The 18,787-nt window shown below is 71.1% G+C and carries 15 protein-coding genes; 1 reads left to right on the top strand and 14 read right to left on the bottom strand.

Annotated elements, in window-relative coordinates; all coding sequences use genetic code 11:
• From allB to GC092_RS04310, 9 genes are all read right to left on the bottom strand, one after another.
• The gene (allB, locus tag GC092_RS04350) at positions 1-1,395 is read right to left on the bottom strand and encodes an allantoinase AllB (RefSeq protein WP_324014206.1); all 1,395 of its coding nucleotides are present in this window, start codon (positions 1,393-1,395) and stop codon (positions 1-3) included.
• A 26-nt stretch (positions 1,396-1,421) separates the two neighbouring features.
• A complete protein-coding gene (locus GC092_RS04345) occupies positions 1,422-2,555 on the bottom strand; it encodes a glycerate kinase (RefSeq protein WP_324014205.1) in 1,134 nt (377 codons plus the stop codon).
• A 22-nt stretch (positions 2,556-2,577) separates the two neighbouring features.
• Positions 2,578-4,374 (bottom strand): glyoxylate carboligase, encoded by a 1,797-nt coding sequence (gcl, locus tag GC092_RS04340; protein WP_324014204.1) that lies wholly within the window; start codon positions 4,372-4,374, stop codon positions 2,578-2,580.
• A 69-nt stretch (positions 4,375-4,443) separates the two neighbouring features.
• The gene (locus GC092_RS04335; protein WP_271173935.1) at positions 4,444-5,331 is read right to left on the bottom strand and encodes a 2-hydroxy-3-oxopropionate reductase; all 888 of its coding nucleotides are present in this window, start codon (positions 5,329-5,331) and stop codon (positions 4,444-4,446) included.
• Between the two features lie 37 nt (positions 5,332-5,368).
• On the bottom strand, positions 5,369-6,163 hold the full coding sequence (locus tag GC092_RS04330) for a hydroxypyruvate isomerase family protein (protein ID WP_282979717.1): 795 nt from the start codon (positions 6,161-6,163) through the stop codon (positions 5,369-5,371).
• Positions 6,164-6,320: 157 nt separating this feature from the next.
• Entirely contained in the window at positions 6,321-7,148 is an 828-nt protein-coding gene (locus tag GC092_RS04325; RefSeq protein ID WP_271173937.1) for a bifunctional allantoicase/(S)-ureidoglycine aminohydrolase, read from the bottom strand.
• Positions 7,149-7,157: 9 nt separating this feature from the next.
• A complete protein-coding gene (locus GC092_RS04320; protein ID WP_324014203.1) occupies positions 7,158-8,435 on the bottom strand; it encodes a DUF6986 family protein in 1,278 nt (425 codons plus the stop codon).
• Positions 8,432-10,033, bottom strand: a complete 1,602-nt coding sequence (gene aceB, locus GC092_RS04315) for a malate synthase A (protein WP_324014202.1) — start codon at positions 10,031-10,033, stop codon at positions 8,432-8,434. Before aceB ends, GC092_RS04320 begins: the two co-directional genes overlap by 4 nt.
• Before the next feature lie 15 nt (positions 10,034-10,048).
• A complete protein-coding gene (locus GC092_RS04310) occupies positions 10,049-11,473 on the bottom strand; it encodes an NAD-dependent malic enzyme (protein WP_282979721.1) in 1,425 nt (474 codons plus the stop codon).
• A 146-nt stretch (positions 11,474-11,619) separates the two neighbouring features.
• Here GC092_RS04310 and GC092_RS04305 point away from each other — a divergent pair, with 146 nt between their 5' ends.
• Positions 11,620-12,378: an IclR family transcriptional regulator gene (locus GC092_RS04305; protein ID WP_324014201.1), complete on the top strand. Its 759-nt coding sequence runs from the start codon at positions 11,620-11,622 to the stop codon at positions 12,376-12,378.
• Between the two features lie 65 nt (positions 12,379-12,443).
• Here the strand turns inward: GC092_RS04305 and aceE are convergent, their stop codons facing one another.
• From aceE to uraD, 5 genes are all read right to left on the bottom strand, one after another.
• Positions 12,444-15,167: a pyruvate dehydrogenase (acetyl-transferring), homodimeric type gene (gene aceE / locus GC092_RS04300; RefSeq protein ID WP_324014200.1), complete on the bottom strand. Its 2,724-nt coding sequence runs from the start codon at positions 15,165-15,167 to the stop codon at positions 12,444-12,446.
• Positions 15,164-16,756, bottom strand: coding sequence for a nucleobase:cation symporter-2 family protein (locus GC092_RS04295; protein ID WP_271173943.1), 1,593 nt, complete (start codon positions 16,754-16,756; stop codon positions 15,164-15,166). Before GC092_RS04295 ends, aceE begins: the two co-directional genes overlap by 4 nt.
• 167 nt (positions 16,757-16,923) lie before the next feature.
• Complete coding sequence (gene pucL / locus GC092_RS04290; protein ID WP_282979723.1) at positions 16,924-17,859, bottom strand: factor-independent urate hydroxylase; 936 nt, start codon at positions 17,857-17,859, stop codon at positions 16,924-16,926.
• 2 nt (positions 17,860-17,861) lie between these two features.
• A complete protein-coding gene (uraH, locus tag GC092_RS04285) occupies positions 17,862-18,188 on the bottom strand; it encodes a hydroxyisourate hydrolase (protein WP_282979724.1) in 327 nt (108 codons plus the stop codon).
• The gene (gene uraD, locus GC092_RS04280; RefSeq protein ID WP_324014199.1) at positions 18,185-18,682 is read right to left on the bottom strand and encodes a 2-oxo-4-hydroxy-4-carboxy-5-ureidoimidazoline decarboxylase; all 498 of its coding nucleotides are present in this window, start codon (positions 18,680-18,682) and stop codon (positions 18,185-18,187) included. Before uraD ends, uraH begins: the two co-directional genes overlap by 4 nt.
• Positions 18,683-18,787 lie beyond the last annotated feature (105 nt).

The raw sequence follows: 18,787 nt of genomic DNA, 5'->3' as shown, positions 1-18,787 counted from the left end.
TCAGTCGATCATGCCGCGGCGGAGGAGCTGGCCCCGCGGGGTGCTGCCGTCGACGACCTGACCGCGCAGGTACGTGCGGCGCACGAGACCCGAGAGCGCGCGGCCCGCGTACGGCGTGATCGGGTTCTTGTGATGGAGCTTCGCGACGTCGACGACGTACGCATCGTCGTCGGCGAACACCGCGAAGTCGGCGTCGTAGCCGGGCGCGATGCGGCCCTTGCCGGTGAGCCCCGCGAACTGCGCCGGCCGGTCGCTCATCCACGACACCACGGTCTCGAAGTCGATGCCGCGGTGACGCGCCTCGGTCCAGACGAGCGACAGCCCCAGCTGCAGCGAGGAGACGCCGCCCCATGCCACCGCGAAATCGCCGTTCTCGAGGTCCTTCAGGTCGAGCGTCGACGGGGAGTGGTCCGAGACGATGAAGTCGATCGTGCCGTCCTGCAGGCCCTCCCAGAGCAGTTCGCGGTTGCCGGCCTCGCGGATCGGCGGGCAGCACTTGTACTGCGTGCCGCCCGTCGGGATCTCCTCGGCGGTGAGCGTCAGGTAGTGCGGGCAGGTCTCGACCGTGAGCCGCACGCCGTCGCGCTTCGCCGAGCGGATCATCGGCAGCGCGTCGGACGACGACAGGTGCAGGATGTGCGCACGCGCCCCCGTCCAGCGGGCGCGTTCGATGACCTCGGCGATGGCGATGTTCTCGGCGCCGCGGGGGCGCGAGGCGAGGAACTTCGCGTAGTCGTCGCCCTCGGGCGAGGGCGCGCGGTCGATGGCGCGCGAGTCCTCGGCGTGCACGAGCATGACGGAGTCGAACGATGCGAGCTCGCGCATGTCGTGCTCCATCTCGTCGGCGTCCAGCGGCGGAAACTCGTCGACGCCCGAGTGCAGCAGGAAGCACTTGAACCCGAAGACGCCGTCGTCGTGCAGGTCGCGCAGGGACGACGTGTTGCCGGGCACCGCGCCGCCCCAGAAGCCCACGTCGATGTGCACCTGGTCGCGCGCGACGGCGCGCTTCTCCTCGAGGGCCGGCACGTCGATCGTCGGCGGGATGCTGTTGAGCGGCATGTCGATGATCGTCGTCACGCCGCCGGCGGCCGCGGCGCGGGTCGCGGACGCGAAGCCCTCCCATTCGGTCCGGCCGGGTTCGTTGACGTGCACATGGGTGTCGACGAGGCCCGGGATGAGGGTCTCCCCCGCTGCCAGCTCGACGACCTCGTCGCCCTCGAGCGCGTTCCCGAGCGGCTGGAGCGCCACGATCCGGCCATCCCGCACGCCCACCTCGCGCGGGCGCACTCCCGAGGTCGTGAGCACCCGCTCGCCCCGGATCACGAGGTCGTAGCGCTCGCGGGGAAGCGTCGAGGCGGCTGTCGACTCTGCACTGTGTTCGGTCTGCGACGACATCGTCGCTCCTTTCGAATGGTCTCTCATCAGTTTCGCGGAACGGCCGCGAGATGCTGCGCGGCGATGTCGCGGCCGATCGCGCGCAGGTGGATGGCGGCATCGCGGATGCTCGCCGCCGCGTCGACGGCACGGTCGCTCGTTGCATAGCACGCGGCGAACCCCGCCTCCCGCCAGCGCTCCTCGCCGAGGAGCGACCGGCCGCACACGGCGACGGCGGGCACCCCCGCGGCCGCCGCCGTGCGCGCGACGCCCAGCGGGGTCTTCCCCCCGAGGCTCTGCTCGTCGAGCGAGCCCTCACCCGTCACGACGAGGTCCGCCCCCCGCAGACGGTCGGCGAGACGGGTGAGGTCGAGCACGACGTCGACGCCCGCACGGCGTCGAGCGCGCAGCGCCGCGAGAGCGCCGAAGCCGACGCCGCCGACCGCGCCCGCGCCGGGCAGGTCGCGGGCGGCGACGCCCGATGCGGCCTCGAGGGCGTCGGCGAACATCGCGAGCGCGGCGTCGAGGGTCTCGACGTCGGCGGGCGATGCTCCCTTCTGGGGCCCGAAGACGCGCGCCGCACCGCGCGCCCCGAGCAGCGGATGGTCGACATCGCTCGCGAGGACGACCTCCGCGCCGACGAGCCGGGGATCGAGCCCCGACAGGTCGACGCGGCGGACGCGCGCGAGCGCTGCACCGCCATCCGGCACGTCGCGCCCCTCCTCGTCGAGGAGGCGCGCGCCGAGGGCCGCGAGCATGCCCGCTCCCCCGTCGGTGGAGGCCGACCCCCCGACCGCGAGCACGAGCCGGCGTGCACCGCGGCCGAGGGCGGCCCGGATCAGGTCGCCCGTGCCGCGCGACGACGCCCTCAGCGCGTCGCGCTCGGCTTCGGGCACGAGCTCGAGGCCCGAGGCCGTCGCCATCTCGATGACGGCGAGGTCGTCGCGCTGCGCCCACGTCGCCGCGACCGGCTCGCCGAGGGGCCCGGACGCGACCGCCGCGTGCCGGGCGAACCCGTTGGCGACCGCCGCGTCGACCGTGCCCTCGCCGCCGTCGGCGACCGGCGCGAGGTCGATCTCCGCGTCGGGGAGCTCGTCGCGCAGGCCGTCGGCGACGGCCTGCGCGACCTGCTCCGCGCTGAGCGACCCCTTGAACTTGTCGGGGGCGATGACGATGCGCACGCGCGTCCTCCGGGCGTCCTGCTCAGGCCGTGACGGCGGCCGGACGCAGCGGGATGGTCGCGGTCGGCGCGTCCTCGGGGCCCTCGGCGAGGTCCTCGAACTCGTTGATCGCGTCGATGCCCGCGGCGCCCATCGAGATGTTGGTCACGCGCTCGAGGATGACCTCGACCACGACCGGCACCTGGTGCTCCTCCATGAGCTTCTTCGCCTGCTCGAACGCGCCTGCGAGGTCGCCCGCCTCGCGCACGCGGATCGCCTTGCAGCCGAGGCCCTCGGCCACCTTGACATGGTCCACGCCGTAGCCCTCGGTCTCGGGGCTGTTGACGTTGTCGAACGCGAGCGACACGTGGTAGTCCATGTCGAACGCGCGCTGCGCCTGGCGGATGAGGCCCAGGTAGGAGTTGTTCACGAGCACGTGGATGTAGGGCAGCTTGAACTGCGCGCCCACCGCGAGCTCCTCGATGAGGAACTGGAAGTCGTAGTCGCCCGACAGCGCGACGACGGTCTTCGTCGGGTCGGCGGTCACGACGCCGAGCGCCGCGGGCAGCGTCCAGCCGAGGGGTCCGGCCTGACCGCAGTTGATCCAGTGGCGCGGGCGGTACACGTGGAGCAGCTGCGCGCCGGCGATCTGCGACAGGCCGATCGTCGAGACGTAGCGGACGTCGCGGCCGAACGCGGCGTTCATCTCCTGGTACACGCGCTGCGGCTTGATCGGCACGTTGTCGAAGTGCGTCTTGCGCTGCAGCGTCGCCTTGCGCTCCTGCGTCTCGGCGACCCAGGCCGTGCGGTCGCGGAGCGACCCGGCGGCCTTGCGCTCGCGGACGAGCTCGAGCAGTCCGCGGATCGCGGCGCCCGCGTCCGACACGATGCCGAGGTCGGGCGCGAACACGCGGCCGATCTGCGTGGGCTCGATGTCGATGTGGACGAAGCGGCGGCCCGCACGGTAGACGTCGAGGGCGCCCGTGTGACGGTTCGCCCAGCGGTTGCCGATGCCGATCACGGCGTCGGAGGCGAGCAGGTTCTCGTTGCCGTAGCGGTGCTGGGTCTGCAGGCCCACCATCCCCGCGTGCAGAGCGTGGTCGTCAGGGATGACGCCCCAGCCCATGAGGGTCGGGATGACGGGAAGGCCGAGCTCCTCGGCGAGCGCGACGAAGTCGTCCGACGCGTCGGCGTTGATGATGCCGCCGCCCGCGACGAGCACGGGCCTCTCTGACGACTCGATGAGGTCGAGCACGGCCTCGAGCTGGCCGCGGGTGGCCTCGGGGCGCGCGATCGGCAGCGGCTCGTACAGGTCGATGTCGAACTCGATCTCGGTGAGCTGCACGTCGATCGGGAGGTCGATGAGCACGGGGCCGGGGCGGCCCGAGCGCATGAGGTGGAACGCCTGCTGGAAGACGCCGGGCACCTGGCCGGCCTCGAGCACGGTCTTCGCCATCTTCGTCACGGGAGCCGCGATCGAGGCGATGTCGACCGCCTGGAAGTCCTCCTTGTCGAGCTTGGCGACCGGCGCCTGGCCCGTGATGCAGAGGATCGGGATGGAGTCGGCGGATGCCGAGTACAGGCCCGTGATCATGTCGGTGCCGGCGGGGCCCGACGTTCCGATGCAGATGCCGATGTTGCCCGGCTCGGCACGGGTGTACCCCTCGGCCATGTGGCTCGCCGCCTCGACGTGGCGGGCGAGCACGTGGCGGATGCCGCCGTGGGCGCGCATGGCGGAGTAGAAGGGGTTGATGGCGGCGCCCGGCAGGCCGAAGGCCTGCGTGGCGCCCTCCTTCTCGAGGATGAGCACTGCCGCGTCCACGGCGCGCATCTTGGTCATGATGGTCTCCTGATGGTCTTGTCGCCGCGGGGGCCGAGGCCGCTTCCGCTGCGGGAGGTGGGGATGGGGCTACGCCTTGCTCGCGCGGCCGGAGAGCTCCTCGACGAGGAGGAGGAGGCCCGAGTGGTCGAGCGACCCGTAGCCCTTCTGACGAGCGGCGCCCATGAGCTGGGCGGTGAGGGCGCCGAGCGGGATGTGCACGCCGGCTTCACGGGCGGCGCTCGTGACGATGCCCATGTCCTTGTGATGGAGGTCGATGCGGAAGCCGGGCTCGAACTCGCGCTTGATCATCGACGCGGCCTTGCGATCGAGGATCCGGTTGCCGGCGAGTCCGCCCGCGAGCACCTCGACGGCACTCGTCGTGTCGACGCCGTACGCCTCGAGGAAGACGAGGGCCTCGGCGACGAGCTCGATCGTGCCGGCGACGATGAGCTGGTTGGCCGCCTTGACCGTCTGGCCCGAGCCGGCGGGACCGACGCGGACGATCGTCTTGCCGACCGCCTCGAGCACGGGGCGGACCTCCTCGACGACGGCCTCGTCGCCGCCGATCATGATCGAGAGCACGCCCTCGATCGCCCCGGCCTCTCCGCCGGACACGGGCGCGTCGAGCGCGCGCAGGCCGGCCTCGGCGGCGGCCTCCGCGAGTCGCGCCGAGACGTCGGGCCGGATGCTCGAGAAGTCGATCCAGACGGCGCCCTTCTGCGCGTGGGCGAACACGCCCTCCGAGCCGCCCACGACTGCCTCGACGTCGGCCGAGTCGGGCACCATCGTGGCGACGATGTCGGCGCCGGCGACGGCCTCCGCGATCGACGCGGCACCGGTGCCGCCCGCCTCGACGAGTGCGTCGACGGCGCCCCGGCTGCGGTTGAAGCCCACGACGTCGTGGCCGGCCGAGATGAGGTTCTTCGCCATGGGGAGGCCCATGATGCCGAGTCCGATGAACGCGATCCTGGTCATGATCTGCCTTTCCGAGATGTCTGTGCGGGGGAAGCGGTCAGCTGCGGGCGGCCGCGGCGTCGAGCCAGGCGAACGGGGCGTCGCCCGTGGCCTTGTACTCGAGCCCGATCGGGCCGTCGTAGCCGAGCTCGCGGCTGCGGTCGATCCACTGCTGCAGGGGCAGGTCGCCCGTGCCGGGCTCGCCGCGCCCGGGGGCGTCGGCGATCTGGATGTGGCCGAAGCGCGCCGCGTGCGCCTCGATCACCGCGGCGACGTCGTCGCCGTTGACCGCGAGGTGGTAGAAGTCGGCGAGCAGGCGCACCTCGCCGGCGCTCGCCGGGACGCGGGCGATCACGTCGAGCGCATCCTGCGCCGTGCGCAGCGGGTAGCGGTCGGCGCCCGAGACGGGCTCGAGCAGCACCGTGCCGCCGATGCGGGCGACGGCGGTCGCCGCGGCGGCGAGGTTCTCGGCGCCGAGCGCGTCCTGCTCCTCGGGCGTCGCGTCGTCCTGGCGGAGGCCGTACAGCGCATTGAAGGCGCGCGTGCCGAGACGCTCGCCGATGCGGGTCACGACGTCGAGGTTGTCGCGGAACTCCTGCGAGCGCGCGGGCCACGAGACGAGGCCGCGGTCGCCGGCGGGCATGTCGCCCGCGAAGAAGTTGAGCCCCGTGAGCTGCACGCCGGCGTCCTCGATCGCGCGGACGAAGGCGTCGACCTCGTCCTGCGCGGGCACGGCCTCGGCGAACGGCCACCAGAACTCGACGGCGTCGAAGCCCGCGGCCTTCGCGGCGGCAGGGCGCTCGGCGATCGGCAGCTCGGTGAGGAGGATCGAGCAGTTCACCGTGTACGTCATCGGACCGGCCTTTCTAGTTTCATAATCCGGAAGATTAGTTCTGATATGTGAAATCTACCGGATGGTCCCGGCGCGCGTCAACCCGCACTCGCCGACCTCCGGACACAACGATGGCCGGGAACCGCCCCAACGAGGTCCCCGGCCATCGCGCCGTGAGTCAGAGGGTGATCTGACGGTTCACGTCCTTGTAGAGCAGGTACCGGAACACCCCGGGACCGCCCGCGTAGCAGGCCTGCGGGCAGAACGCCCGCAGGGAGAAGTAGTCGCCCGGCTGCAGCTCGACCCAGTCGTCGTTGAGCCGGTAGACCGCGTTGCCCTCGAGGACGAAGATGCCGTGCTCCATGACGTGCGTCTCGAGGAACGGGATCTTCGCACCGGGCTCGAACGTCACGACCGTGATGTGGAAGTCGTAGGCGAGGTCCTCGACGTCGAACAGCCGCGTCGTGCGCCAGGCGCCGTCGGTGCCGGGCATCGGCGCCGGCTCGATCTGCTGCTCGTTCCCCGCGAACGCGCGGGGCTCGAGTCCCTCGACGCGCTCGTAGCGCTTGCGGAACCAGTGGAACTGGGCCGTCTGGCCGCCGTCGTTGCGCAGCGACCAGCGCGCGGCCGGGGGGATGTACGCGAAGCCGCCCGGCGTGAGCTCGTGGCGCTCGCCGTCGATCTCGACCGACACCGACCCGGTGAGGACGAAGACGAAGCCCTCGACCTCGGCCTGGGGCTCGGGCCCGTCGGACCCTCCTCCGGGCTCGACCTCGAGCACGAGCTGCGCGAAGGTCGTCGCACCCGATGCGACGGGGCGGTTGAGGATCCAGGCGCGGGTGCCGCGCCATTCGGGCAGCACGCTCGCGACGATGTCGCGCATGACGCTGCGCGGGATGACGGTGTACGCCTCCGTGACGATCGCGGCCGACCCGAGGGAGTCGGTCTGCGGCGGCAGCGTGGGATCGATCGTCGCGTAGTCGTAGGTGGGGGTGGTGATGGGCATGGGGTCCTCTCAGGCGCGGCGGGGGTGGGCCAGGGCGACGAGCGCCTGCTCGTCGATGCCCACGCGCTCGCGCAGCTCTTCGGAAGTGACGGCTCCGGACTGGACGCCGCGGACGAGGAATCCGGCGAGCGCTCGCGCGGTCGCGGGCTCGTCGAGGAAGCCGCCCGAGTTCTGCTCGACGTAGTCGCGCAGACGCGTGGCGACGCCGCCCAGGCCGTCGCGGAAGAACGCGTAGCTGGCGATGAAGCGGCTCGGCAGGTGCGCGGGATGCAGATCCCACCCCTGGTAGTACGCGCGCTCGAGCGAGCGGCGGACGAGCCGCGCGTGCAGACGCCACGCGTCGCGCACGCGCTCGGGGTCGCCCGTCGGCACGACGTTCGTCGAGCCGTCGCTGAGGCGGACGCCCGTGCCGGCCACCGCGACCTGCATCACGGCCTTCGCGTGATCCGCTGCCGGATGCTCCATCGACTGGTACGCCGCGGAGACCCCGAGCGATGCGGAGTAGTCGTACGTGCCGTAGTGGAGGCCGGTGATCCTCCCCTTGCCGGCGTGGATCAGGGTCGCGACGGGCGCGGTGCCGTCGGCGGCGAGGATGAGCTGCGGGGTCTCCACCTGCACCTCGAATCCGAGGCGGCCGGGGACGAGCCCCAGGCGCTCCTCGATGCGCTCGAGGAGCGAGACCATCGTGCGCACCTGGTCGACCGTCGTCACCTTGGGCAGCGTGAGGACGAGCCCCTCGGGGAGCTCGCCGCGCGCCGCGAGGGTCGTCAGGAACAGGTCGAGCGTGCGGATGCCGCGGCGCCGCGTCGGGGCCTCGAAGCACTTGAAGCGGATGCCCGCGAACGGCGGCGCGGTGCCGGCAGCGACGTCGTCGGCGAGCGCCTCCGCCGCGGCGACCACGGCGGCGTCCTCCTGCTCGTCGCCGCGGTCGCCGAAGCCGTCCTCGAAGTCGATCCGGAGATCCTCGATCGGCTCGGTGCGCAGCTTCGCCGAGACGCGCTCGACGATGACGTCGGCCTCCGCGTCTCCGACGAGGTCGGACACGAGAGCGCCGAGCCCGCCCGCTGCCTCGACGGCCTCCAGCGCCGCGGCGCCCCACTCCCCCGCGAGCCCGGGCCGGTAGAGGTGGCCGGGGACGTAGACGGTGTGGATCGGCTGGCGCGCGCCCGTGTCGCCGGGATAGCTCTCGACGAGCAGCCGGTCGGTCGCGGCGAGCGCGGCGTCGGCCTCGGCGTAGTCCGACTCGCCGAGCGATCCGGCCACCTCAACCGCGCGAGCGGCCGTCATCGTGCCACGACCTCGTCGTAGGCGCCGTTGGTCAGGAAGTCGGCGTACTCCTCGGAGAGCACGATGTCGCGCACGAGCCGCGAGGCCGGCACGTAGAGCCGCTCGAAGTCGTCGCCGGGCACCTCGCCGCGCAGGCGCTCGACCTCCTCGTGCAGGATGCGCTCGACGAGATCGCGCGTGACGGTCTCGCCCGAGTCGAGCGTGACGCCGTTGCGGATCTGCTGCCACACCTGCGAGCGGGAGATCTCCGCGGTCGCCGCGTCCTCCATGAGGTTGTGGATCGCGACCGCGCCGTTGCCCCCGAGCCAGGCCGCCGTGTACGCGACGGCGACGTAGAGGTTCAGACGGAGGCCGTCGAGCGTCGCCGTGCCGCCCGCCGAGCGGACGTCGAGGAGCTCGGGGCCCTCGATGCGCACGTCAGGGCGCTGGCGGTCGATCTGGTTCGGCCGCTCGCCGAGCACCTCGTCGAACACCTCGCGGCACACGGGCACGAGGTCGGGGTGCGCGACCCACGAGCCGTCGAAGCCGTCGTTCGCCTCGCGCAGCTTGTCGGCGCGGACCTTCGCGATGGCCTGCTCGGTCACCTCGGGCTCGCGGCGGTTCGGGATGAAGGCGGCCATGCCGCCCATCGCGAACGCGCCGCGCTTGTGGCACGTCTGCACGAGCAGCTCGGTGTACGCGCGCATGAAGGGCGCCGTCATCTGCACCTGCGCGCGGTCGGGCAGGGTGAACGCCTCCCCCGCGTCGCGGAAGTTCTTGATGATGCTGAACAGGTAGTCCCAGCGCCCGGCGTTGAGACCCGACGCGTGCGGACGCAGCTCGTAGAGGATCTCGTCCATCTCGAACGCGGCCGTGATCGTCTCGATGAGCACCGTGGCGCGGATGGTGCCGGGCTCGATCCCGAGGGCGTCCTCGGCGTACGTGAAGACGTCGTTCCACAGGCGCGCCTCGAGGTGGCTCTCCATCTTCGGGAGGTAGTAGAACGGCCCCTGTCCCGCGTCGGCGAGGGTGCGGGCGTTGTGGAAGAAGTGGAGTCCGAAGTCGACGAGCGCGCCGACCGCGCTCTCGCCGTCCCAGCGCACGTTGTGCTCCGGCAGGTGCCATCCGCGGGGGCGGACCACGACGACCGCGAGCGGCGCGTCCGTCCGCAGCGCGTACGCGCGGCCGTCCGGAGCGGTGTAGGAGAGCGAGCCGCGGGCGGCGTCCTTCAGGTTGACCTGCGCGTCGACGACGTTGTGCCACGTCGGGGCCGACGCGTCCTCGAGGTCGGCGAGCCACACCTTGGCTCCCGAGTTGAGGGCGTTGATCGCCATCTTCGCGGGGCTCGCGGGGCCCGTGATCTCGACGCGGCGGTCGCGGATGGCGGCGGGCGGCTCGGGCACGCGCCAGTCGCCGGCGCGCACGTCGGCGGTCTCCGGCAGGAAGCCGAGGGTGTGCGTGCGGGCGATCTCGTCGCGTCGCTCGCGGCGGCGGTCGAGCAGCTGCGGCACGCGCGCGGCGAAGCGCTCGTGGAGCGCGTTGACGAAGGCGAGCGCCTCGGGGGTGAGGATCTCCTCGGCGCGCGCGACCGGCGCCGGATCGGTGATCTGGATCGACATGATGGTGCTCCTCTCCTAGTGCGCCGCGGCGGCGACGGCCTCGTGTGCACGCTCGCGGTCGCGCTCGGCGACGGCGACGATGGCGTCGGCCACGTCGCGCGCGACGTCGCGGTCGAACACGCTGGGGATGATGTAGCTCTCGTTGAGCTCCTCGTCGGTGACGTTGCGGCTGATGGCCTCCGCCGCCGCGACGAGCATCTCGGTCGTCACGTCGTTGACGCCCGCGTCGAGCAGCCCGCGGAACACGCCGGGGAACGCGAGCACGTTGTTGATCTGGTTCGGGTAGTCGCTGCGGCCCGTGGCGACCACGGCCGCGTGCCGTCCGGCGAGGACCGGATCGATCTCCGGGTCCGGGTTGGCGAGGGCGAAGACGATCGAGCGCGGCGCCATCGTCGCGACGGCCTCCTCGGTGAGCACATCCGGCGCGCTGACGCCGATGAAGACGTCGGCGCCGGCGACCGCCTCGGTGAGCGAGCCGGTGAGGCCCTGCTGGTTCGTGTTCTCCGCGATCCACCGGCGGTGCTCGTCGGCGTACTCCTCGCCGCGCGAGATGACGCCCGAGCGGCCGGCCGCCACGATGCGGCGCACGCCGGCGGCGAGGAGGAGCTGGATGATCGCGTGGCCGGCGGCGCCGACGCCCGAGACGACGACCTCGATGTCCTCGATGCGCTTGTCGACGACGCGGAGCGCGTTGTTGAGCGCGGCGAGCACGACGATTGCCGTGCCGTGCTGGTCGTCGTGGAAGACGGGGATGTCGAGCTCCTCGCGCAGACGGGCCTCGATCTCGAAGCACCGGGGAGCGGCGATGTCCTCGAGGTTCACGCCGCCGTAGACGGGAGCGATCGCCTTGACGATCTTGACGATCTCGTCGGTGTCCTGCGTGTCGATGCACACGGGCCAGGCGTCGACGTCGGCGAACTGCTTGAACAGGGCCGCCTTGCCCTCCATGACCGGCAGCGCGGCCGAGGGGCCGATGTTGCCCAGGCCGAGCACCGCCGATCCGTCCGTGACGACCGCGATCGTGTTGCGCTTGACCGTGAGGTTGCGGGCGAGCTTCTCGTCATCGGCGATGGCGAGGCAGACGCGCGCGACACCCGGCGTGTAGGCGCGGGACAGGTCGTCGCGGTTGCGCAGCTCGACCTTGGGCACGACCTCGAGCTTGCCGCCCAGGTGGATGAGGAACGTGCGGTCGCTCACGTGCTCGACCGCGACGCCCTCGATCGCGCGGATCGCGTCGGCGACCTGGTCGGCGTGATCGGGCGACGAGGTGTTGGCGGTCACGTCGACGACCATGCGGTCGGCGTGCGACTCGACGACATCGAGCGCGGTCACCTGAGCTCCCGCGGCGCCGACCGCGGCGGCGAGCTCGCTCGTGACCTGGTAGCTCGAGGGCGCCTGGACGCGGACGGTGATCGAATACCCGGGGCTCGGGTTGGCCATAGGATCCTCCTTGATCGGCGGGGCCCGCACGTCGATTGTGCGGACTCGGAGACGAGAGCCGTTTTTCCACGAAGTGGAGTTTTGCTTCTGCCTTGTGGAATGATTGTAGAACGAAGTGCGGACCGGCCGCAACTGGAGGAGATCCCATGACCGAACGCACCACAGGCGGCGTGCAGTCCGTCGAGCGCGCCTTCGAGCTGCTCGACCTCATGGCGGACGCGGGCGGCACGCAGACGCTGTCGGAGCTCGCGAACCGCACGGAGCTGCCGCCGCCGACCATCCACCGTCTCCTGCGCACGCTCGTGGGGCGCGGGTACGTCCGCCAGCTGCCCAACCGCCGCTACGCGCTCGGGCCCCGCCTCATCCGCCTCGGCGACGGCGCCAACCGCCAGCTCGGCCAGATCGCGGAGCCGTACCTCGCCGACCTCGTCGGCCGGCTGCAGGAGACCGCCAACCTCGCGGTGCTCGACGGCGACATGGTCCTGTACGTCGCGCAGGTGCCGTCGCCGCACTCGGTGCGGATGTTCACCGAGATCGGGCGACGCGCACACACGCACGACACGGGCGTGGGCAAGGCGATCCTGTCGCAGCTCGACGAGCCGACCGTGCGGTCGATCGTGTCGCGGGTCGGGATGCCCCGCGCGACCGAGCACAGCATCGGCGACCCCGAGGAGCTCGTCTCGCACCTGTCGCTCATCCGCGAGCGCGGCTACTCGATCGATGACAACGAGCAGGAGATCGGCGTGCGCTGCTACGCCGTGCCGATCCCGAACGCCCCCACGCCGACGGCCGTCTCGGTCTCCGGCCCGCAGACCCGGGTCGACGAGGCGTTCGGCGAGCGCGCCGTGCCGCTCCTCCTCGAGGCCGCGGAGGCCATCAGCCGGGAGATGAACCGCACGGTCTGAAACCACGCACACGGAAGCGGGGTCGGGCGTCCTGGACGCCCGACCCCGCTTCCGTGTGCCGACGACTACGCGTCGCCGCCGGCCGTTCCGGTGTGGCCGGCGCGCACGTCCTGCAGACGGTAGCGCTCTGCGGCCTGACGCGCGGCCGCGGGGTCGACCGCGCCGTCGAGTGCGAGCGCCTCGAGCGTGCGGACGACGATCGACTCGACGTCGACCCGGAAGAACCGCCGCGCCGCGGCCCGGGTGTCGGAGAACCCGAAGCCGTCGGTCCCGAGCGAGAGCCAGCGGCCGGGCACGTAGGGCGCGATCTGGTCCTGCACCTGCCGCATGTAGTCGCTGACGGCGACGACCGGACCGCCGGACCCCTCGCGGAGGCGCCGGGTCACGTAGGGCTCGCGCGGCTCGCCCGCGTGCAGGATGGCGCTGTCGGCGTCGATCGCGTCGCGGCGCAGTTCGTTCCAGCTCGTGACCGACCACACGTCGGCTGCGACGCCCCACTCCTCCGCGAGCACCCGCTGGGCCTCGATCGCCCACGGCACCGCGACGCCCGACGCGAGGATCTGCGCGGGGACGCCCTGGCCATCCGCCTGCGACACGCGGTGCATGCCGCGGAGGATGCCGTCGACGTCCACGCCCTCCGGCTCGGCCGGCTGCGAGATCGGCTCGTTGTAGACCGTGAGGTAGTACATGACGTTCGGGTCGGGATGAACCCCTCCGTACATGCGCTCGAACCCCGCGCGCACGATGTGCGCGAGCTCGTACCCGTAGGCCGGGTCGTACGAGACGACCGCCGGGTTCGTCGATGCCAGCAGCGGCGAGTGGCCGTCGCCGTGCTGCAGCCCCTCGCCCGTGAGGGTCGTGCGCCCCGCGGTCGCGCCGATCACGAAGCCGCGCGCCATCTGGTCGGCCGCGGCCCAGAACGAGTCGCCCGTGCGCTGGAACCCGAACATCGAGTAGAAGACGTAGACGGGGATGAGCGGCTCGCCGTGCGTCGCGTACGACGTGCCCGCCGCCGTGAAGGCCGCGACGGCACCGGCCTCGTTGATGCCGACGTGGAGGATCTGACCGGCCTCGGACTCCTTGTAGGCGAGGAGCAGCTCGCGGTCGACCGACATGTAGTTCTGCCCGCGCGGGTTGTAGATCTTCGAGGTCGGGAAGTACGCGTCCATGCCGAACGTGCGCGCCTCATCCGGGATGATCGGCACGATCCGGTGCCCGACCTTCTTGTCGCGCAGGATGTCGCGGAGGATGCGCGCGAACGCCATCGTCGTCGCCGCCTGCTGGGCTCCCGACCCCTTCTTCGCCGAGGCGTACACCGCGTCGGCCGGGAGCTCGATCGCGGTGTGCGTCGCACGGCGCTCGGGCACCGGGCCGCCCAGCGCGCGACGGCGCTCGAGCATGTACTCGAGCTCGGGCGCGCCCGGCTCAGGGCGGAAGTACGGCGGCCGGTACGGGTCCTCCTCGAGCTGCGCGTCGGGGATCGGGATCCGGAGCAGGTCGCGGAAGTCCTTGAGATCCTGGAGGGCGAGCTTCTTCATCTGGTGCGAGGCCATCCGGCCCTCGAAGCTCGGGCCGAGCGTGTATCCCTTGACCGTCTTCACGAGCACGACCGTGGGCTGACCGCGGTGCTCCATCGCGGCCTTGTAGGCCGAGTGCACCTTGACGTAGTCGTGCCCGCCGCGCCGGAGGTTCCAGATGTCCTCGTCGGAGTAGTCCGACACGAGCGCGAGCGTGCGCGGGTCGCGCCCGAAGAAGTGCTCGCGGACGAACGCGCCCGACTCCGCCTTGAAGGTCTGGAAGTCGCCATCCGGTGTGCGGTTCATGAGGTCGACGAGCGCGCCGTCGACGTCGCGCTCGAACAGCGCATCCCACTCGCGGCCCCAGACGACCTTGATGACGTTCCACCCCGCGCCGCGGAAGAACGCCTCGAGCTCCTGCATGACCTTCGTGTTGCCGCGGACGGGTCCGTCCAGACGCTGCAGGTTGCAGTTGATCACGAACGTGAGGTTGTCGAGCCCGTCGTTCGCCGCGAGCTGCAGCAGCCCGCGCGACTCCGGCTCATCCATCTCGCCGTCGCCGAGGAACGCCCACACGTGCTGGTCGGATGTGTCCTTGATGCCGCGCGCGTGCAGGTATCGGTTCGCCTGCGCCTGGTAGATGGCGTTCATCGGCCCGATGCCCATCGAGACCGTCGGGAACTCCCAGTAGGCCGGCTTGAGCCGCGGGTGCGGGTACGACGGCAGACCGTGCCCCTCGCGCGAGCGCTCCTGGCGGAAGCCGTCGAGGTCGGCCTCGTCGAGGCGCCCCTCCACGAACGACCGCGCGTACATGCCGGGAGACGCGTGCCCCTGGAAGTACACCTGGTCGCCGCCGCCCGGATGGTCCTTGCCGCGGAAGAAGTGGTTGAAGCCGACCTCGTAGAGCGTGGCGGCGCCCGCGTAGGTCGCGATGTGGCCGCCCACGCCCCCGGTCGACGGGTGCTGCGCACGATGCACCATGACCGCCGCGTTCCAGCGGATCCATGCGCGGTAGCGTCGCTCGGCCTGCTCGTCGCCCGGGTACGGCGCATCCTGCGAGGCCGGGATCGTGTTGACGTAGTCGGTCGTCAGCTCGGCGCGCGCGCGGTCCGCGCCGACGCGGGCGGCGAGCGCCTCGATCATGCGGTGCGCGCGCTCGCGGCCGCCCGCGGCCACGAGGCCGTCGATCGATTCGAGCCACTCCGCGGTCTCGGCGGGATCGACGTCGTCGACCTTCCGGTCGAGGAGCGCGGGTTCGAGGGGTGCTGTCATCGGCGGAAGCCCTTCCGGATGGTGCGCGAGCCCTGAGCAGGGGTGTCGGGCGCGACGCGGTCGACGGAGCTGATGTGGATGGAGGTGGTCTGGTTGCCGGCCGCGTTCACCCGAACGATCGGGACCTCGTTGCCGTCCGCGGCGATGAGCTTGCCGCCGACGAACGTGTCGCCGTCCTCGAGCGCCTCGAGCTCGTCCTCGCGGACCATGCGCGGAGGCGACGCGACGAAGACCGAGGCGTTCTTGCGCACGTTGCCGAGGGTGAGCTCGTTGAAGATGAGGTTGAGCAGGACGGCCATGATCGCGGCGGACGAGATGCCCGAGTGGAAGATGACCTCGAACCAGTCGGGGAACTGGTGGTAGATGTCGGTCTTGACGACCGGCAGCATCCCGAAGGCGAGCGACGCCGCGACGATGATGAGGTTCATGTTGTTGCGGTAGTCGACCTTCGACAGCGTGCGGATGCCCGAGGCCGCGACCGTGCCGAACAGGACGATGCCCGCGCCGCCGAGAACCGGCATCGGGATGGCCGCGGCGACGCGCCCGAGGATGGGCAGGACGCCGAGGATGACGAGGATGACGCCGCCCGCGGTGACGACGAAGCGGCTCTTCACGCCCGTGATGGCGACGAGGCCCACGTTCTGCGCGAACGCGCTCTGCGTGAACGAGTTGAGCAGCGGCGACACGGCACTGGCCGCCATGTCGGCGCGCAGGCCGTTGGCGATGCGGCGCGAGTCGACGCGCGCCCCCGTGATCTCGCCGACCGCGAGGATGTCGGCGGTCGTCTCGGTGAGGATCACGAGCACGACGACGAGCATCGACACGATCGCGGCGGGGTCGAAGACCGGTGCGCCGAAGGCGAGCGGGGTGGGGATGGCGAAGACCGGGCCGTCGAGGACCGACGAGAAGTCGGCCATCCCGAGCGGGATCGCGATGACCGTGCCGATGATGAGCGCGAGCAGGATCGACAGACGCGAGATCGTGGCGCTGCCGAGCTTGGAGAGCACGACGATGATGAGGAGCGTGAGCCCGGCGAGCCCGACGTTGGCCATCGAGCCGTAGTCGTCGGCGGCCGCGTTGCCGCCCATGATCCAGTTGCCGGCGACCGGGATGAGCGAGAGGCCGATCGCGGTGATGACGACGCCCGTGACGACGGGCGGGAAGAAGCGGAGGATCATCGCGAAGAACGGCGTGATGACGAAGCCGATCAGCGACGCGGCGAGCACGGCGCCGAAGACCGCGGGCAGCCCTCCTCCCCCGTTCACGATCGCGAGCATCGTCGCGACGGCCGCGAACGACGTGCCCTGCACGAGCGGGAGCTTCGATCCGAAGAACGGGATCCCCACGCTCTGCAGGATGGTCGCGAGGCCTCCGATGAAGAGGCACGACGCGATGAGGAGGCCCTTCTCCGCGTCGGTGACGCCGGCCGCACCGCCGAGGATGATCGGCGGGGCGATGATCCCGCCGTACATCGTCAGGACATGCTGCAGTCCGTACATGAACGACCTGCCGACGGGCAGGCGCTCGTCCTCGGGCGATCCGGCGACATCCAGTGATCCGGGCAGCGCCCGGCGGTTCTTCTTGCTCATTGCTGACCTCCTTGTCGGCACGGCGGCGCTCGGCGCCGCCCAGGTTCGCGCGTGATCGCGCAGTGCCCGCGCGAGCGTGCGCGGGCACGCCCGTCCGCGGTCGGGTCGTCGAGAGCGACGACCCGACCGCGACGGGCTGTCGAGACGGCGCAGGGGCCGTCACGGCATCAGACGTAGGCGGGGATGCCCTGCCAGATGGCCGCGGTATCGCCGAGGCCCTCGCGCCGCAGCGTGCCCTCGATGAGGCCGTACGGGCTGTGGGCGGCGTAGAACACCTCGTTGGGGTTGTCCTGGCCGAACGGCTCGAGGTCCACGACGAAGTGGTGGAGGTTCGGCATGGAGAACTTGATCTCGTCGATCTCGGGGTGCGCCTCGAGCACGGCGCGGCCCATGATGTACTGCGTCTCCTGGAGCGCACGCGAGTAGTGGTTCGTGAACGCCTCGAGCATGATCGTCCGGACCGACGCGAAGACCTCGTTGAAGTCGATGTCGGTGCGGTTGTACAGCCAGCGCGCGGTGACGTTCGTCGCGAGGATGCGGTCGGTCGTCTCGGGGAGCGTCGTGTAGCGGTCGACCGGGTAGCCGACGAATCCCGACTGCGTCGTCTTGAGCACGGCGAGGTCCTCGAGACCGGCGACCACGTGCGTCTGGTCGCCGACGATCTTCACGACCGCGGTGCGGGTCTCGGCGCCTGTGCCGCCGCGGAAGAACGAGTGGTCGTGGCCCTCGCCCGCGACCGGGATGCGCGACCACGTCGCCTGACGCGCGCCCCAGCGGCCGCCCGTGACCCACTCGAACTCGCTCGTGAAGTGGCGGCCGAGGCGGATGAGGAAGTCCTCGGGCGACCCGATGCCCTCCCGGGCGAAGCCGAACACCGTGTTCTTCTGCGTGTCGGTCGGCACGACGTGCGAGTTGTCGCCCTCGTAGTAGCACGAGTCGAAGTCGCCGTGGAGCTGCGAGACGACCGTGAGGTCCTCGATCTCGTGGCGGTCGGTGTCGCGCGTGACGCGGACGACGTGGACCTCTGCCTTGCCGTACTGGCTGTCGCCCAGCACGACCTTGGTCTGGGACGAGGTCTCGACGGTGGTGTCAGCGATGGTCATGATCAGCTACCCCTGTAGGTTGAATATGCGAACGGGCTGATGAGTAGCGGTACGTGATAGTGCTGCTCGGCGTCGCCGACCGTGAAGTCGATCGTGACGACGGGGTAGAAGGAATCCGTGCCGGTGCGCGCGAAGTACGCGGCGACCTCGAAGCGGAGCCGGTAGTGCCCAGGTTCGAGCGCCTCGGGACCGAGGTCCTTCACACGGCCGTCCGCGTCGGTGCGGGCGGATGCGACGACCGCGCCGTCCGCGTCCTCCAGTGCCACCGCGACGTCGGCGGCCGGACGGCCGATCGACGCGTCGAGGATGTGCGTGGTGACGTGGCTCATGCGCGGAGGATCCCTTCCAGTCGGAGGAGTGCGATCTCGCGAAGCTGTTCGGCGACTTCGCGGATCTCGTCCTCGTCGGTGTTGTCGAGACGGCGGTTCAGCTCGTCGAGGATCTCTCGACCGCTGCGGCCCGCCGCCCGGATGAGGAAGACTCGCCCGAATCGCTCCTCGTAGGCGCGGTTGCCCGCGTGGAGCTCTGCGGCCAGTGCCGCATCGCCCGCATCGACGCCGGCCTGCTCTCCTCGCGACATGCCGGCTTCCGTCGAGCTGCCGCTCGGACGGTCCCCGATGCGCGGGTGATGCGCCAGCGCCGCGTCGATGTCCTCGTCCGTCCAGTCGAGCGCCCGCTCGCGGGCGGCCGACAGCACCTCCTCCACGTTGGAGTACGGACGAGCGGACACGACGGCCTCCACCCAGCGGTCGATGTCGGCGGCGGGCCGGATGAGCGCATCCGCCTCCGTCGGCGTCAGCTGGTTGAACGCTGCAAGCGTCATTGCTTACCTTCCTTCATTCCACATTCCGGAACTGTTCTTCCGTTGTGTGTAATTAGTGAAGCACCCCGTTTCGGGAGAGTCAAGCCGACCTCCGTGAGAAGCTAC

It is taken from the genome of Microbacterium sp. JZ37 (genome assembly GCF_035188445.1).
Taxonomy (GTDB): Bacteria; Actinomycetota; Actinomycetes; order Actinomycetales; family Microbacteriaceae; genus Microbacterium; species Microbacterium barkeri.
The sequence above is the reverse complement of the archived record's forward strand: the minus strand, read 5'-3'. Positions and strand labels throughout refer to the sequence as shown.

Coding starts and splice junctions, on each gene's coding strand:
- allB (WP_324014206.1), bottom strand. CDS start 1,395: ATGTCGTCGCAGACCGAACACAGTGCAGAGTCGACAGCCGCCTCGACG.
- gcl (WP_324014204.1), bottom strand. CDS start 4,374: ATGACCAAGATGCGCGCCGTGGACGCGGCAGTGCTCATCCTCGAGAAG.
- GC092_RS04335 (WP_271173935.1), bottom strand. CDS start 5,331: ATGACCAGGATCGCGTTCATCGGACTCGGCATCATGGGCCTCCCCATG.
- GC092_RS04330 (WP_282979717.1), bottom strand. CDS start 6,163: ATGACGTACACGGTGAACTGCTCGATCCTCCTCACCGAGCTGCCGATC.
- GC092_RS04325 (WP_271173937.1), bottom strand. CDS start 7,148: ATGCCCATCACCACCCCCACCTACGACTACGCGACGATCGATCCCACG.
- GC092_RS04320 (WP_324014203.1), bottom strand. CDS start 8,435: ATGACGGCCGCTCGCGCGGTTGAGGTGGCCGGATCGCTCGGCGAGTCG.
- aceB (WP_324014202.1), bottom strand. CDS start 10,033: ATGTCGATCCAGATCACCGATCCGGCGCCGGTCGCGCGCGCCGAGGAG.
- GC092_RS04310 (WP_282979721.1), bottom strand. CDS start 11,473: ATGGCCAACCCGAGCCCCGGGTATTCGATCACCGTCCGCGTCCAGGCG.
- GC092_RS04305 (WP_324014201.1), top strand. CDS start 11,620: ATGACCGAACGCACCACAGGCGGCGTGCAGTCCGTCGAGCGCGCCTTC.
- aceE (WP_324014200.1), bottom strand. CDS start 15,167: ATGACAGCACCCCTCGAACCCGCGCTCCTCGACCGGAAGGTCGACGAC.
- GC092_RS04295 (WP_271173943.1), bottom strand. CDS start 16,756: ATGAGCAAGAAGAACCGCCGGGCGCTGCCCGGATCACTGGATGTCGCC.
- pucL (WP_282979723.1), bottom strand. CDS start 17,859: ATGACCATCGCTGACACCACCGTCGAGACCTCGTCCCAGACCAAGGTC.
- uraH (WP_282979724.1), bottom strand. CDS start 18,188: ATGAGCCACGTCACCACGCACATCCTCGACGCGTCGATCGGCCGTCCG.
- uraD (WP_324014199.1), bottom strand. CDS start 18,682: ATGACGCTTGCAGCGTTCAACCAGCTGACGCCGACGGAGGCGGATGCG.